The 13,428-nt window shown below is 45.1% G+C and carries 13 protein-coding genes, 11 tRNA genes, 1 rRNA gene, 1 riboswitch and 1 other annotated feature; of the genes, 3 read left to right on the top strand and 22 right to left on the bottom strand.

Going from position 1 to position 13,428, the window contains the following annotated elements; genetic code table 11:
* Window positions 1-3: 3 nt before the first annotated feature.
* The 6 genes from purQ to leuS form a co-directional block, all read right to left on the bottom strand.
* Window positions 4-678, bottom strand: coding sequence for a phosphoribosylformylglycinamidine synthase subunit PurQ (gene purQ / locus CES81_RS08130; protein ID WP_305792633.1), 675 nt, complete (start codon window positions 676-678; stop codon window positions 4-6).
* Window positions 675-932 (bottom strand): phosphoribosylformylglycinamidine synthase subunit PurS, encoded by a 258-nt coding sequence (purS, locus tag CES81_RS08125; protein ID WP_089087405.1) that lies wholly within the window; start codon window positions 930-932, stop codon window positions 675-677. The genes purQ and purS overlap by 4 nt, the downstream gene beginning before the upstream one ends.
* 10 nt (window positions 933-942) lie before the next feature.
* Window positions 943-1,653 (bottom strand): phosphoribosylaminoimidazolesuccinocarboxamide synthase, encoded by a 711-nt coding sequence (gene purC / locus CES81_RS08120; RefSeq protein WP_439951288.1) that lies wholly within the window; start codon window positions 1,651-1,653, stop codon window positions 943-945.
* A 20-nt stretch (window positions 1,654-1,673) separates the two neighbouring features.
* A complete protein-coding gene (purK, locus tag CES81_RS08115; RefSeq protein WP_089121350.1) occupies window positions 1,674-2,795 on the bottom strand; it encodes a 5-(carboxyamino)imidazole ribonucleotide synthase in 1,122 nt (373 codons plus the stop codon).
* Complete coding sequence (gene purE / locus CES81_RS08110) at window positions 2,779-3,264, bottom strand: 5-(carboxyamino)imidazole ribonucleotide mutase (protein WP_089121349.1); 486 nt, start codon at window positions 3,262-3,264, stop codon at window positions 2,779-2,781. Before purE ends, purK begins: the two co-directional genes overlap by 17 nt.
* A 271-nt stretch (window positions 3,265-3,535) precedes the next feature.
* On the bottom strand, window positions 3,536-5,959 hold the full coding sequence (leuS, locus tag CES81_RS08105; RefSeq protein ID WP_089121348.1) for a leucine--tRNA ligase: 2,424 nt from the start codon (window positions 5,957-5,959) through the stop codon (window positions 3,536-3,538).
* A 69-nt stretch (window positions 5,960-6,028) separates the two neighbouring features.
* Window positions 6,029-6,232: a binding site (T-box leader), on the bottom strand.
* A 171-nt stretch (window positions 6,233-6,403) separates the two neighbouring features.
* Between leuS and mnmM the strand changes: the two genes are divergently transcribed.
* Entirely contained in the window at window positions 6,404-6,970 is a 567-nt protein-coding gene (mnmM, locus tag CES81_RS08100) for a tRNA 5-(aminomethyl)-2-thiouridylate-methyltransferase MnmM (protein WP_089121347.1), read from the top strand.
* A 40-nt stretch (window positions 6,971-7,010) separates the two neighbouring features.
* Here the strand turns inward: mnmM and CES81_RS08095 are convergent, their stop codons facing one another.
* From CES81_RS08095 to metK, 3 genes are all read right to left on the bottom strand, one after another.
* Window positions 7,011-7,316: a DUF960 domain-containing protein gene (locus CES81_RS08095; protein WP_089089627.1), complete on the bottom strand. Its 306-nt coding sequence runs from the start codon at window positions 7,314-7,316 to the stop codon at window positions 7,011-7,013.
* A 61-nt stretch (window positions 7,317-7,377) separates the two neighbouring features.
* A complete protein-coding gene (locus CES81_RS08090; RefSeq protein WP_089121346.1) occupies window positions 7,378-8,844 on the bottom strand; it encodes an MDR family MFS transporter in 1,467 nt (488 codons plus the stop codon).
* A 124-nt stretch (window positions 8,845-8,968) separates the two neighbouring features.
* Window positions 8,969-10,177 (bottom strand): methionine adenosyltransferase, encoded by a 1,209-nt coding sequence (gene metK / locus CES81_RS08085; RefSeq protein ID WP_089121345.1) that lies wholly within the window; start codon window positions 10,175-10,177, stop codon window positions 8,969-8,971.
* Window positions 10,175-10,271, bottom strand: a riboswitch (SMK box riboswitch). (Overlaps the previous gene by 3 nt.)
* Before the next feature lie 130 nt (window positions 10,272-10,401).
* Here metK and CES81_RS08080 point away from each other — a divergent pair.
* A complete protein-coding gene (locus tag CES81_RS08080) occupies window positions 10,402-11,121 on the top strand; it encodes a hypothetical protein (RefSeq protein ID WP_089121344.1) in 720 nt (239 codons plus the stop codon).
* A 95-nt stretch (window positions 11,122-11,216) separates the two neighbouring features.
* The gene (locus CES81_RS08075) at window positions 11,217-11,579 is read left to right on the top strand and encodes a hypothetical protein (RefSeq protein WP_089121343.1); all 363 of its coding nucleotides are present in this window, start codon (window positions 11,217-11,219) and stop codon (window positions 11,577-11,579) included.
* A gap of 45 nt (window positions 11,580-11,624) precedes the next feature.
* Here CES81_RS08075 and CES81_RS08070 read toward each other — a convergent pair whose 3' ends face one another.
* The 13 genes from CES81_RS08070 to rrf all read right to left on the bottom strand — a co-directional run.
* Complete coding sequence (locus CES81_RS08070) at window positions 11,625-12,035, bottom strand: hypothetical protein (protein ID WP_089121342.1); 411 nt, start codon at window positions 12,033-12,035, stop codon at window positions 11,625-11,627.
* A 155-nt stretch (window positions 12,036-12,190) separates the two neighbouring features.
* Window positions 12,191-12,275: transfer RNA gene (locus CES81_RS08065), tRNA-Leu, on the bottom strand.
* A 48-nt stretch (window positions 12,276-12,323) separates the two neighbouring features.
* Window positions 12,324-12,394 (bottom strand) — tRNA-Cys (locus tag CES81_RS08060).
* Window positions 12,395-12,421: 27 nt separating this feature from the next.
* Window positions 12,422-12,493, bottom strand: a tRNA-Gln gene (locus CES81_RS08055).
* A 9-nt stretch (window positions 12,494-12,502) separates the two neighbouring features.
* Window positions 12,503-12,577, bottom strand: a tRNA-His gene (locus CES81_RS08050).
* Between the two features lie 13 nt (window positions 12,578-12,590).
* Window positions 12,591-12,661, bottom strand: a tRNA-Trp gene (locus CES81_RS08045).
* 1 nt (window position 12,662) lies between these two features.
* Window positions 12,663-12,748: transfer RNA gene (locus CES81_RS08040), tRNA-Tyr, on the bottom strand.
* Window positions 12,749-12,753: 5 nt separating this feature from the next.
* Window positions 12,754-12,826: transfer RNA gene (locus tag CES81_RS08035), tRNA-Phe, on the bottom strand.
* A gap of 40 nt (window positions 12,827-12,866) precedes the next feature.
* Window positions 12,867-12,940, bottom strand: a tRNA-Asp gene (locus CES81_RS08030).
* An 8-nt stretch (window positions 12,941-12,948) separates the two neighbouring features.
* Window positions 12,949-13,021: transfer RNA gene (locus CES81_RS08025), tRNA-Val, on the bottom strand.
* A gap of 44 nt (window positions 13,022-13,065) precedes the next feature.
* Window positions 13,066-13,137: transfer RNA gene (locus tag CES81_RS08020), tRNA-Glu, on the bottom strand.
* 18 nt (window positions 13,138-13,155) lie between these two features.
* Window positions 13,156-13,247 (bottom strand) — tRNA-Ser (locus CES81_RS08015).
* 81 nt (window positions 13,248-13,328) lie between these two features.
* A 5S ribosomal RNA gene (gene rrf / locus CES81_RS08010) occupies window positions 13,329-13,428 on the bottom strand; the annotation flags it as partial.

The raw sequence follows: 13,428 nt of genomic DNA, 5'->3' as shown, positions 1-13,428 counted from the left end.
ACTTTACACCGTCCTTAAATGAGCTTTCAGCAGTGATTTAAACACCAATAGGCCATCCGTTCCGCCCTGAATCGTCTCAACGGCCCTTTCCGGATGAGGCATCATCCCTAAAACGTTGCCTACTTCGTTGGTGATTCCAGCAATATCTGACACACTGCCGTTGGGATTATTTTGATAGGTAAACACGATTTGGTGGTTGTGGCGTAACTGGGTTAGCGTTGCCTCATCACAATAGTAGTTGCCTTCACCATGGGCAATCGGCAACGTGATCTGCTGTTGATCCTGGAAGGCTGACGTAAACGTCGTCTGATTATTCTCGACCCGCAGCGGCTCTGGTTCACAGATGAACTGCATTTGTCGGTTATGCTGCAAAGTACCCGGCAACAATCCCGCCTCGGTGAGGATCTGAAAACCATTGCAAATTCCCAGTACTGGTTTACCCTGCTGAGCAAAAGCTTTCACTGCGGTCATCACTGGCGCAAATTTGGCAATCGCACCGCTTCGTAAATAATCACCATAAGAAAAGCCGCCCGGAATCAAAACAACGTCAAACTCTGATAAATCAGTCGCGGTATGCGGTACGATCTTAGCAGTTTCGTGCAAGTCATCCGTAATAGCGTAATACAGGTCTTCATCACAGTTAGAACCAGGAAAACTAACCACTGCAAATTTCATCATTGATTAGCCAGCTCCTTTACCTCGTAGCGATAAGTTTCCATATTAGGATTAGCCAGTAACTGATCACAGATCGCTTCGGTTTGATTTTCAGCTTCATCAGCGTTTGAGGCCTTGAGAGTAATTTCAAAATACTTACCTTGCTGCACAGCCGTCACTTCATCAAAATCTAAGCGGTGCATGGCGTTTTTGATGGCCACCGCTTGAGGGTCTAAGATCGAGGGCTTATAGGTTACGTGAACTTGGGCTAAGAACATATTGAGCCTCCTATTTGGCTGTTGCTTCTAGACGTGAAAGAACGGTTCGATAACCATCCATGACGTTGCCAGTATGCTTTCTAAACACATCTTTATCCAGTGATTCGTGGGTCTGCGCGTCAACTAAGCGGCAAGAATCAGGTGAAATTTCATCCCCTAAAATCAGGTTTCCGTCCGCGTCAAAGCCAAATTCAACTTTGAAGTCAACCAGTGTAATCCCGGAAGCTGCAAACAGTTTAACCAGTGCGTCGTTGATCTTGAAAACTTGGTCGCGCATCGTACTGAGTTGCTCTGCAGTCGCAATTTTTAGCGCATGAATCTGTGAGTCATTGATGAAGGGATCGTCTAACCGGTCACTCTTGTAATAAAATTCTTGGACGGGCTTCTCAAACTTCAAAAGATATTCCGTATCAAACTTTCGTTGAAAACTACCGGAAGCGTAGTTCCTGACGACCACTTCCAGCGGAATCATCGTCATTTTTTTAACCAGTTGATCACTGTCCGACAGCTGTTTGATGAAGTGAGTTGCAATGCCCAGATGGTTCAGATACTCAAAGATCAAACTATCGATCTGGTTATTAACAACACCCTTATCTTCGACATGTTCTTTACGCTTCCCGTTTAAAGCTGTTGCCTGATTCATATAGTGAACTTGAATCTCATTAGGATCATCCGTTGTAAATAACTGCTTTGCCTTACCCTCATTAATTAATGTTGCCAATCTTTTCAGATCCTTTCAGATTATTTAAACTGACTAACAGACGCTAACAGTGCTTCAATAGACGGGCCGGTAACGGTGATATGGCCCATTTTACGACGATCTCGAACTTCCGCTTTACCATAATCATGCAGATGCCATTCCGGATGAGACGGCCAGTCAGCCCTCGCGGACAACAGGTTTTTACCCAGCAAATTAACCATCACAGCCGGTTCAAATTGATGGATCGGTGGAATCGCCAGTCCGCAAATACTTCTGATGTGAGCATCAAATTGAGAAATGTTGCAGGCTTCGATCGAATAATGACCGGAGTTATGCGGCCGCGGTGCCAATTCATTGATCATCAATTCACCCGATGGTAATTCAAATAGTTCAATTCCCAAGACCCCCCGCAGATGTAAAGCCTCCGCCGTACTAATTGCAATCTGCTGGGCTTTGGTCTTTACTTTGCTACTGGTCTGCGCAGGAATGATACTGGTGTGTAAAATGTGGTGCTGATGCCGGTTCTCGCTAACCGGAAAAGTGATCACCTGATTTTTACCGTCACGCGTGACCATCACGGACAGTTCCCGGACAAAGTTTTGCTTCAATTCGTAGATCCATTCGGTCTTGTCAATTTCACTTCTGATCAAGTCCCAATCAGTTTTCTCGTTGATATCAAACTGACCGTGACCATCATAGCCGCCTTCAACCGTCTTTAGTATTCCTGGCTGACCGATTTTTTGAATTGCTGTTTGCAAGTCAGCCATGGATTTAACATCGGCAAACGGCGTCACGGGTAAACCATGCTGCCGGCAAAAGGTTTTTTCCCGCAATCGGTGACTGGTGATTGTTAAGAGGTCAATTCCTTGGGGAATCTTGGTTAAATTTTCAACTTGTTTAAGCGCATCTTGGTCCACGTTTTCAAATTCATAAGTTAAAACATCACTCTTATTTGCAAGCTGCGTCACCGCTTTCAAATCATCGTACTCAGCTACGATTTGAAAATCAGCGACTTGGCCTGCGGGCGCTTTATCAGTCGGATCAAGAACCCCGACTTTATATCCCATCGCCTTGGCTGATAACGCCATCATCTGACCAAGCTGGCCGCCACCGATAATACCGATGGTTGCCGGGGGTAAAACTGGACTACCGTAATTGGTCATTACTTTCAGTAGCCTCCTTAGTCTGACGAGCCCGAAACGCTTGTAATTGATCATCAACTTCTGGATCCTGCAACGCAATAATTTCAGCTGCCAATAGTGCTGCATTTTTAGCACCAGCGCTGCCAATGGCTACCGTCGCTACCGGGACACCGGATGGCATCTGAACGATCGACAGCAACGAATCCATCCCGTTCAACGCTTTAGACTGAATGGGAATACCAATCACTGGTAACGTAGTATTAGCCGCTAACATACCTGGTAAATGCGCAGCACCGCCAGCAGCTGCGATAATGACTTGGTAATGTTCGCTTTTAGCTGTTTCACCAAAGCGTTGCAGTTCCCGCGGCATTCGGTGTGCGGATATGACGTGACTGTCGTAACTAATGTGTAATTCACTGAGCAGATTGGCCGTGGCCTTAACTTGTGGCCAATCGGAAATAGATCCCATTACAAGTGCAACTTGCATCATCAAAATCTCCTTTGCCTTTTATACCCATAGAGTAACAACAGATATTATCACTGTCAATACAAAAATCGAACTATATTATTACTTGTATATTTAATGTTCGTCTTTAAATCGTTTTAAATAAGTCTCCTGTTCGTTGATTCACGGTAAATTCCAATCTAAGTGCCAAAAGCTGTGATTCTAACGGGATCAAAAAAGAACCTGATTAACAGCCGACTAGCTGTTAATCAGGTTCTTTTTTATTTATTTGTAGCGAATTAGTACAGACCTACCATTATTTTGCAACAACGATATTAACGATCTTCTTAGGGACAACGATTACTTTTCTGATATCGTGACCCTCGGTATATGATTTAAGCTCATCATCAGCTAAAGCGGCATCCTTAACGGTCTCTTTATCTGCATCGGTAGCAACGGTAATGTGACCACGAACTTTACCATTCACTTGAACGGCTATTTCGACTTGGTCAACAACCAGTTTTGATTCATCATAAGTTGGCCACTTGGCGTAAGCAATCGAATTATCGTGACCCATTAATGACCACAGCTCCTCAGTAATATGAGGTGCGATCGGTGCCAGCATCTTAACTAAGCCTTCCATGTAAACCAATGGTAGGCTATCAGCCTTGAACGCTTCGTTAACGAAGACCATCATTTGAGAAATGGCTACGTTAAACCGCAGTTCTTTCATGTCTTCTGACACCGTCTTAACCGTTTGGTTATAAATCAAATCCAATTTACCGTCGTTGATCGTCGTTACCCGGTCGCGAAGGTGGTTATTATCGTCAATGATCAACCGCCATACACGGTCAAGCCAACGATAAGCGCCGGCGATTCCTTCGGTACTCCAAGGCTTTGAGCCCTCAAGAGGACCCATAAACATCTCGTAAACCCGTAAGGTATCGGCACCATACTTCTCAACGATCTCATCCGGGTTAATGACGTTCCCCTTTGACTTAGACATCTTTTCGTGGTTAGTTCCCAGGATCATCCCTTGGTTAACCAGCTTTTGGAAAGGTTCCTTAGTTGGAACAACGCCGAGATCATAAAGGAACTTGTGCCAGAACCGTGCGTAAAGCAAATGCAAGACGGCATGTTCCGCACCACCAATATAAAGATCAACGGGCAGCCAATACTTCAGCTTTTCGGGATCGGCGATCATTTTATCATTGTGCGGATCAATGTAACGCAAGAAGTACCACGAACTACCTGCCCATTGCGGCATCGTATTCGTCTCGCGTTTTCCCTTACGGCCGTTTTTATCCACCACGTTAACCCAGTCATCTACGTTAGCCAGTGGGCTTTCGCCAGTACCAGAAGGTTCCAGTTGTTTCGTAGCTGGCAGGCGTAAAGGTAATTCATCTTCGGGAACCAACGTGGTTTCGCCGTCTTCCCAGTGGATCACTGGAATTGGTTCGCCCCAGTAACGTTGACGGGAGAAAATCCAATCGCGCAAGCGGTAATTAACCTTCTTCTTACCGGCATCGTGCTCTTCTAGCCAGTCAATAGCGGCTTTGATTGCCGTCTTCTTATCCATGCCGTTTAAGAAGCCAGAATTAATGTGCTGGCCGTCACCAGTATAGGCAGCTTCATCCACGTTGCCGCCTTCAATGACTGGCTTGATCGGCAGGTTAAACTTGTGCGCAAATTCGTAGTCACGGTCATCATGAGCGGGCACGGCCATGATTGCACCAGTCCCGTATGAAGCTAAAACATAATCACCAATCCAGATCGGTACTTTTTCACCGTTGATTGGATTGATACCATAGGCACCGGTGAACACACCAGTCTTATTCTTGTTTAAATCAGTCCGTTCCAAATCCGAACGGCTTTCAATTTCTTCTTTATAGGCAGCTACTTCGCTAGCTTGTTCTGGTGTTGTAATTTGGTCAACCAGCTCATGTTCAGGTGCTAAGACCATGTATGAAGCACCAAAAAGCGTATCTGGACGAGTCGTGTAAACTTCAATCTGCTTATCTTCATCGCCAGCAACCTTAAAGAAGACACTGGCACCTTCAGACCGGCCGATCCAGTTACGTTGCTGCTCCTTGATGCTTTCAGGCCAGTCAAGGTCGTCCAAATCTTTGAGCAGGCGATCGGCATACTTCGTGATCCGCAGTACCCACTGCGTCATTGGTACCCGATAAACCGGGTAACCGCCACGTTCAGTTTTGCCATCAACGACTTCTTCGTTGGCAACAACGGTACCGCCCATGAAGTCCGGTGCCCAGTTGACCATGATCTTGTCTTCATAAGCAAGACCCTTTTTGTATAACTGTTCGAAGATCCATTGCGTCCACTTGTAGTAGGCAGGATCAGTCGTATTGATTTCACGGTCCCAATCATACGAGAAGCCTAGTGACCTGATCTGACGCTTAAAGGTTTTAATGTTTTGCGCCGTAAAGTCCTTAGGATTGTGCCCCGTCTTCAATGCATACTGCTCTGCAGGTAATCCAAAGGCGTCCCAGCCCATTGGATGCAAAACATTGTACCCCTGCATCCGTTTCATCCGGGCAATAATATCAGTTGCCGTATAGCCTTCTGGATGCCCAACGTGCAGTCCCTGTCCTGACGGATACGGAAACATATCTAGTGTATAAAACTTCGGCTTTGATTCATTATCAGAAGTTTTAAACGTTTTATGTTCTTTCCAATAGTGCTGCCATTTCCGTTCAATAATCGTGTGATTGTAAGCCAAACAAATACGCTCCCTTTCTCATATGTAACAAGCTGAAAACTAAAAAAGCCTACAAGAAAACAACGTTTCTTGCAGGACGGAATTTCCGCGGTACCACCTAACATTCCCGTTAATACGGGCACTCATTATTTCGTAACGCGAAAAACACGTCTCAGCCTACTTCAGTTCAGTTGAAAAACTCAGAGACGAGTTCAGTGTGCAGCCGACGGATTTGCAACAACCATCCGCTTTCTGAACGGCGTAACACACCTACTAGTCCTCATCAGTCTTTAATTTTTGTTTAGTGCTTTTATATTACCAAATTTAAGTTGGAGAAGCAAGTACCTTCACGGAGAACACGGAATTGCCGTTCAGCGATTTCCCCGTTAAACACCCTCCCCAGTGAATCGTGCAGCTTAAACGACTATAATATGATTGAAATGCGTTTGGAAGGGACCTTTTGACATGAATCTTGAACCAGCATTAAAGTACAGCCACACCCTGCTAAAGACCGTTATTACTCAGGGTGACACCGTCGTTGATGCCACCATTGGTAATGGCAACGATACTGTTTTTCTGGCTAGCTTGGTCGGTATCACCGGACACGTACTGGGCTTTGACGTCCAGCAGCAAGCCTTAGACAACACTGCCACCCAGTTGACCCTCACGGGGATGATCAACCGCGTCCAACTGATTCACGACGGCCACGAAAACCTGGACCAGTATCTAGCCCCGCAACAGCGGATTGCGGCTGCCATCTTTAATTTAGGCTATTTACCCGGTAGCAATAAACGTATCATCACCCATAGCGACACAACGCTCAAAGCGCTAAATACGTGTTTAAGTCATTTGCGCCGCGGCGGGATCGTTGCCCTGGTGGTTTATTACGGTCATCCTGGCGGCGAGCAGGAAAAGGCCGCGGTATTAGAAGCCGTTAAAGCACTGGATCAGCATCAGTATCAAGTCCTGCAATATGGCTTTATCAACCAAATTCACCAGCCGCCGTTTTTATTGGCGATTCAAAAACGCTAACTCAGTAAAAAAGCCTTCGCAGCTGCGGAGGCTTTAGTCGTTACATTTCTTCTTTTGGTAACATGACAATCTGACTGCTGCCGTCATCGTAGACCCACAGTGAGGCCGGAAAACTTTCAGCATATGGAAACGGCGTATCAAAACTCGCCACGACATCATCTCGCTGTAAGAAGTCAAAGGTCAGGTGGTTATTATGGTTAGTCAAATTGAAGTTAATGATTTGGCCCAATTGAAACATACCTTGCAAGTTATTATCGATGATGTACCAAATTTGATCAATAATTTCGCCAGGTAAGGAATTGACGATTCCAAAACTAGCGTATCTTGGACGATTATTTTCGAACACTTAGATCGTCTCACTTTCTGTTTATATCTGTCTTCCAGTATACTTCATTTACCTAAAAATATCAGGTTTCAGGCTTATTGCGACGGTCTAGTTGATTGATCAAATAGCTCAAAATAACTAGGCCAAGAGCAACGATAAAGACCCAGTGTAAACCGCTATAAAGAACCTGACGCAATGGCTTAAGCAACCCGTTGCCTAACGTTTTAGCCGTTTGCGGATTGATCAGCCGGTTCATCATGGCCATAGTAGTTCCCTTATGAGCGGCAACACCGTTGGCCATTTGAACGTTCATAATAATCCCAAAAACCGAGATCATTAGTGTTTGACCCAGGGTTCTAGACAGTGTGTTAAGTGAAGTGGCCACCCCAACGTCTTCTTTTGGAACCTGGTTTTGAACCGTCACCGTGGTTGTTGTAATTGTGATACCAAAACCAGTCCCGCAAATGGCAGCAATCACGAAAAAGCACCAGAACGGTGTCGTCTGAGGCGCTAATGCCATTGCCAGTCCGCCAACTAAAATAAAGGTCAAACTAAAGTTAATAATTTGTTTGGGCGACCAACTCAACAGCAGTTTCCCAGCAATAAAAGAACCAACGATCCACATCAGCGAACTGGGAGTAATCGCGAACCCCGCTAATGAAGCCGGTAATCCCAGCAGCCCCTGTGTCCAGGTGGGCAGATAAACTTCAAATCCCATGAGGAAGCCGCTAATCAGAGCAGCAACTAAATTTTGCGTAACAAACGTGCGAATTTTAAATAACTGTAGTGGAATGATGGGGTTAGCAACCCGGCCTTCTTGCCGAATAAAACCACAGAAACTCAGCACAGCGACCACTAAACTGACACTTAAGCTCAGCCAGTTAATATGGGTATCACCCAGCACCTGAAAACCGTACATTAAGGCCAGCAGTGCCACCGAAAGCCAAATGCTGCCTAGGACATCGAGTGTTTGGGTACTCTTGCGGGGTTCTTCCTTTAAGAAGATCCAAATGCCAGCCATTGCCAGCAACCCCACGGGGATGTTAATAAAAAAGATCCAGTGCCAAGACATTTGATCCACGATAAACCCGCCTAACAGCGGCGCAACAATGGAGGCAATTCCCCATGCTGAACCGTTAAAGCCCATCACCTTTGCCCGCTTTTCAAACGGATAGATATCGGCAATAATCGTAAAGGAAATCGGCATAATTGAACCCGCGCCGATTCCCTGGACCGCCCGCCAGAAAATTAATTCGGTCATGCTGTTAGACGTCCCCGACAGCGTTGACCCGATAATAAAAATGGCCAGGCCAAAAAGAAATAGCCGCTTGCGGCCAAACATATCTGACAGTTTTCCGTAAATCGGCGTTGCCATAGCATTGGTCAATAAAAAGATTGAGAAGACCCAATTCATTAGCGCAACCCCGCTTAAATCCCCAACAATCGTGGGCATGGCAGTGGAAACGATCGTCCCCTCAATTGCACTCATAAACGTTGCAATAAAAATGGCGCCCGTCACTAACGGGACATTGGTTTTTCTTGAACTCATCATTATTCCTCGCTTCGCGCTGGCCCACACCCCCAACGCAGTCTGAGAGTCTACAACTCCCGCCACAAAAATAACGACCAGCCCGAAAGTTAGTCGTTATTTGTTAAATTCAATGTCTTTGAATTTACTTGTTTGCTGATTCAATCTGTTTAAGTGCGTGCTTTAATTCATCGACTTTATCGGTGTGTTCCCAAGGTAGATCGATATCAGTTCGGCCAAAGTGACCATAAGCAGCTGTCTGTTTGTAAATTGGCCGCTTTAAGTCCAGCATCTTAATGATACCAGCTGGCCGCAAATCAAAAATCTGACGAATGGCCTTAGTCAAGTCAAGTTCGGAAACCTTGCCCGTACCAAAGGTATTCACAGAAACTGAAACGGGTTGAGCCACCCCAATGGCATAAGCCAATTGAACTTCTACCTGGTGGGCTAGCCCAGCTGCCACAATGTTTTTGGCAATGTAGCGCGCCGCATAGCTGGCGGAACGGTCAACCTTAGTGGCATCCTTACCGGAAAAACAGCCGCCGCCATGGTGAGCGTAACCACCATAGGTATCAACGATGACCTTCCGCCCGGTTAAACCAGCATCCCCTTGGGGACCGCCAATCACAAAGCGACCGGTTGGGTTGATCAAATAACGGGTGTTTTCGTCCAGTAAATCCGCTGGAATAACCGGCTTGATTACCTTCTCAATCACATCTTTACGAATTTGATCAAGACTTGCCGAGGCAGCATGCTGAGTACTCAACACAATGGTATCAACTCGGAATGGCTTACCGTCGTCATCATATTCAACGGTGACTTCGGACTTTGCATCTGGACCCAAATAGTCCAAGATGTTTTCCTTACGCACTTTAGCAATCCGTTGCATCAAATGATGCGCCAAGGAGATTGCTAATGGCATCAGCTCTGGTGTTTCGTCAATTGCGTAACCAAACATCAAGCCTTGATCACCAGCACCGATCTGATCTAACGGATCGGAATCACCCTTTTTCTTCTCCAGTGCGTCATCAACACCCTGAGCAATGTCTGGTGATTGTTCATCAATAGCAACTAATACGGCACAATTATCGCCGTCAAACCCATACTTGCCATTGGTATAACCAATTTCCTTAATGGTTTCACGGACCACGTGCTGAATATCAACGTACGCACTGGTCGAAATTTCACCAAATACCAGCACTAAACCGGTAGTGACTGATGTCTCACAGGCCACGCGTGCGTCTGGATCTTGTGCGAGCATTGCATCCAAAATGGCGTCACTAATTTGATCAGCAATTTTATCTGGATGACCTTCAGATACAGATTCTGAAGTAAACAAATGTCTTTCTTGCATTTTAAAGATTCCCCCAACATTATTTTTCGGTTACAAGGCATCTTCACTAAGTCAAGCTAGTGAATCCTATCGGGAATGAAGACTCATAACTCTAACAGTTTACCACATTCTTTTCTTCTTATAAAGCCAACCTGTAACCCCTTGCAAATTCCTGCAGGTTGACCAGAGTTTTGAAAATGGTAAGCTATTCTATATCACTTAAAAATAAAAGGGAACTATTGAATATGTTAGAAAATATCGAAGCAGTTATCGTTCACCATCGCCGATTACTCCAAGGCCTGTTTTTCGGCATTATTGAAATGAGCGGGTTATTGCTTTATGCAAACGCCAACTCATTTCAATCTTATACTCAGCCTCAACAGCTACCGCTATCATTACTAGCGTTGTCGACCGTCTTAATTTTTACTTGTTGGTACGTTATTAGAACCACTTCCGCACGTAGCAAAACTGCTCCCATTGTTATTCTACTAACAATTGCCGTCATTCTGGTCAGTATGCCGAAGCTGCCGGCACTGGTTAATGTCATTAATAGCTTAGCCATCATCGTACTTTTACTAGTTCGCTACTTACCACAGTGGTTTGATAACGAACTGGGGATCGTCTTGCTGGCATTGGTCCTAGCCAATTTAGCCGCGGGTAATTTCTTGTTAACACACGATTATCTGTCTACCAGTTACCTAACCACGATTATTTTACCGCTGCTCTTATTTAACTATTTTTTTCTGTCACAAAGAGCCTTTAAATTTTTGCCGCTACCAATTGGCCTTGCCTTTTTAACGTTAGCTTGGCTGCTTTACTTACGTTTAAGTTTGGTCGTCGTCATTTTTACCGTAATCATCTTATTTATTTGGTTTGTTATTCAAACCATGTGGCGCCCGTCACCATCTCGTGGTTTACTGATTGCAGCACTTTTGCAAACCATCCTGTTTGTCTGCAGTCGTTAATTAAAACTTTCTAAAGCTTACTTTCAATCTTTATGATCATCCACCATTTGTCATATGATGAAAGTGCAATAACCATAATACTTGGGGGCTTTTGATTGACTCAGATTAAAATTGTCGGGGATATTTGGACCGGAAAATATCAACCCGCACTAACCGGTAATCGAATTGTTGACACCGCACTTTTAACACAATTTTGTGCCAAGTTAACGGCTTGGCTTGCGCAGCAAAATATTAAGCTTTCAGTCAAGATTGAGCACGAATTCAGCCTGTCCGATTCAGCCGATGACGATACACTCTATTTGATTGATTCCAATATTGTTGCTGCCTTTCCGAAAGACTTGTTAAGAAAGGTTAACTATCTTTCAATAAAGCATCAAAACTTCTTGCATGGCGATCCCAGTGCTAATTATCATGCAGTATCAAAACGACTGGAAGTATCGTTAAAACAGCAACAATAAAAGGTTAGGCCAAAACATCTTCTGTTTTGAACCTAACCTTTTTAGTTACACAAAAAGCCCAGGAAAAATGACGCAGTTAAGGCACGGTTTCGCAATTTGTCTGAGTTCAGGTTCCAGGTGACTAATAAAGTAGTCCTTATCAACTTTTTGATTTCCCATCCAACCCACGAAATACTTAGGCAGATAACGATGGTCGGAAATATCAAACGCGTGGTATGCTTTCAACTGCGTTCCTTGATAAATGACTTCAATGGCCGCTAAGCCTTCACAAATACGCAATTGTTCAGCCTGTTTGAGCTGCTCATTTCGAACTTCGATTTTATGTTGATGCATTTTGTCATTTAGATGAAGTACCACTTCAATCTGACAGCTTTGCTTAAGAAATTGACGACTGTTTTGTAATAAATTAAGGTACGTGCGGATCAGTTCTTTCAAGGTTGTTTCACCGAAGAGCATTACGGCTCCCTCCTATGGGGTTGTCTGCATGTTCTAGTTTTGATTTTTACCAAGTATGCAATTTGATTGCACGCAGAGTATACCACGATGCATTGGTATAGACAATTAAAATACGCTAAAAAAAGGATCAAGCAATTTGCTTGATCCTTCTGTGATACCGGAGGTGGGGTTCGAACCCACACGTCCTCAACGGACACTGGATTTTGAGTCCAGCGCGTCTGCCAGTTCCGCCACTCCGGCATATTCAATTTGATGATAAATAAATAGCCAATCCCATCGAATCGGGAAAGGCGGTAATCGGATTCGAACCGACGATAGAGGTTTTGCAGACCTTTGCCTTACCACTTGGCTATACCGCCATAATCATGATGCAATGGGCTACCCAACTGGGTTAGCTGGATTCGAACCAGCGCATGACGAAGTCAAAGTCCGTTGCCTTACCACTTGGCTATAACCCAATCATCAAGGGCGGTATGTGGGACTCGAACCCACGCGTGCCGGAACCACAATCCGGTGTGTTAACCAAACTTCACCAATACCGCCATTATAACAAAACAGGGATAGCAGGAATCGAACCCGCACTAGCGGTTTTGGAGACCGATGTACTACCGTTATACTATATCCCTATGGTGGATGGGAGTGGATTCGAACCACCGAACCCGAAGGAGCGGATTTACAGTCCGCCGCGTTTAGCCAGACTTCGCTACCCATCCATATATGGCGCGGGACGGAATCGAACCGCCGACACACGGAGCTTCAATCCGTTGCTCTACCAACTGAGCTACCGAGCCATGTAATGTCTATTCACATATGTTAATCAAAAATTAACAACGGTCCGTACGAGACTCGAACTCGTGATCTCCTGCGTGACAGGCAGGCGTCCTAACCAGCTAGACCAACGGACCATCTTTTATGGAGGATACAGGGCTCGAACCTGTGACCCTCTGCTTGTAAGGCAGACGCTCTCCCAACTGAGCTAATCCTCCAAGAAGTACATTTTATAACTATTAATAATCAAAGCATTGATTAATGACCCGTACGGGATTCGAACCCATGTTACTGCCGTGAAAGGGCGGTGTCTTAACCACTTGACCAACGGGTCATACAAAAAGTTGTTGAACGGAGAGTGAGGGATTCGAACCCTCGAAACAAGCTTTTACTCGTTTACACCATTTCCAGTGGTGCTCCTTCGGCCAACTCGGACAACTCTCCAATAATTTCCCGACAAACTTTTGTCGAGGACAAACTTATAATTCAAGAGTTATCCCAACAACAAAGTTTGCCGGATATATCGCGTGGCAACGTCCTACCCTCGCAGGGGGCGATCCCCCAACTACTCTTGGCGTGCTGAAGCTTAACTACTGTGTTCGGCATGGGAACAGGTGTATCCTTC

Origin of the sequence: Secundilactobacillus pentosiphilus (assembly GCF_002217985.1) — a bacterium.
Lineage (GTDB): Bacteria > Bacillota > Bacilli > Lactobacillales > Lactobacillaceae > Secundilactobacillus > Secundilactobacillus pentosiphilus.
Note: the sequence above shows the minus strand (reverse complement) of the source record. Positions and strands in the feature narration are given on the sequence as shown.

Bases quoted from the DNA above. Each gene is read 5' to 3' on its own strand.
- purE (WP_089121349.1), bottom strand. From the start codon at position 3,264: ATGATGCAAGTTGCACTTGTAATGGGATCTATTTCCGATTGGCCACAA.
- metK (WP_089121345.1), bottom strand. From the start codon at position 10,177: ATGCAAGAAAGACATTTGTTTACTTCAGAATCTGTATCTGAAGGTCAT.
- purQ (WP_305792633.1), bottom strand. From the start codon at position 678: ATGATGAAATTTGCAGTGGTTAGTTTTCCTGGTTCTAACTGTGATGAA.
- purK (WP_089121350.1), bottom strand. From the start codon at position 2,795: ATGACCAATTACGGTAGTCCAGTTTTACCCCCGGCAACCATCGGTATT.
- CES81_RS08070 (WP_089121342.1), bottom strand. From the start codon at position 12,035: ATGCTCTTCGGTGAAACAACCTTGAAAGAACTGATCCGCACGTACCTT.
- CES81_RS08080 (WP_089121344.1), top strand. From the start codon at position 10,402: ATGTTAGAAAATATCGAAGCAGTTATCGTTCACCATCGCCGATTACTC.
- purS (WP_089087405.1), bottom strand. From the start codon at position 932: ATGTTCTTAGCCCAAGTTCACGTAACCTATAAGCCCTCGATCTTAGAC.
- CES81_RS08090 (WP_089121346.1), bottom strand. From the start codon at position 8,844: ATGAGTTCAAGAAAAACCAATGTCCCGTTAGTGACGGGCGCCATTTTT.
- mnmM (WP_089121347.1), top strand. From the start codon at position 6,404: ATGAATCTTGAACCAGCATTAAAGTACAGCCACACCCTGCTAAAGACC.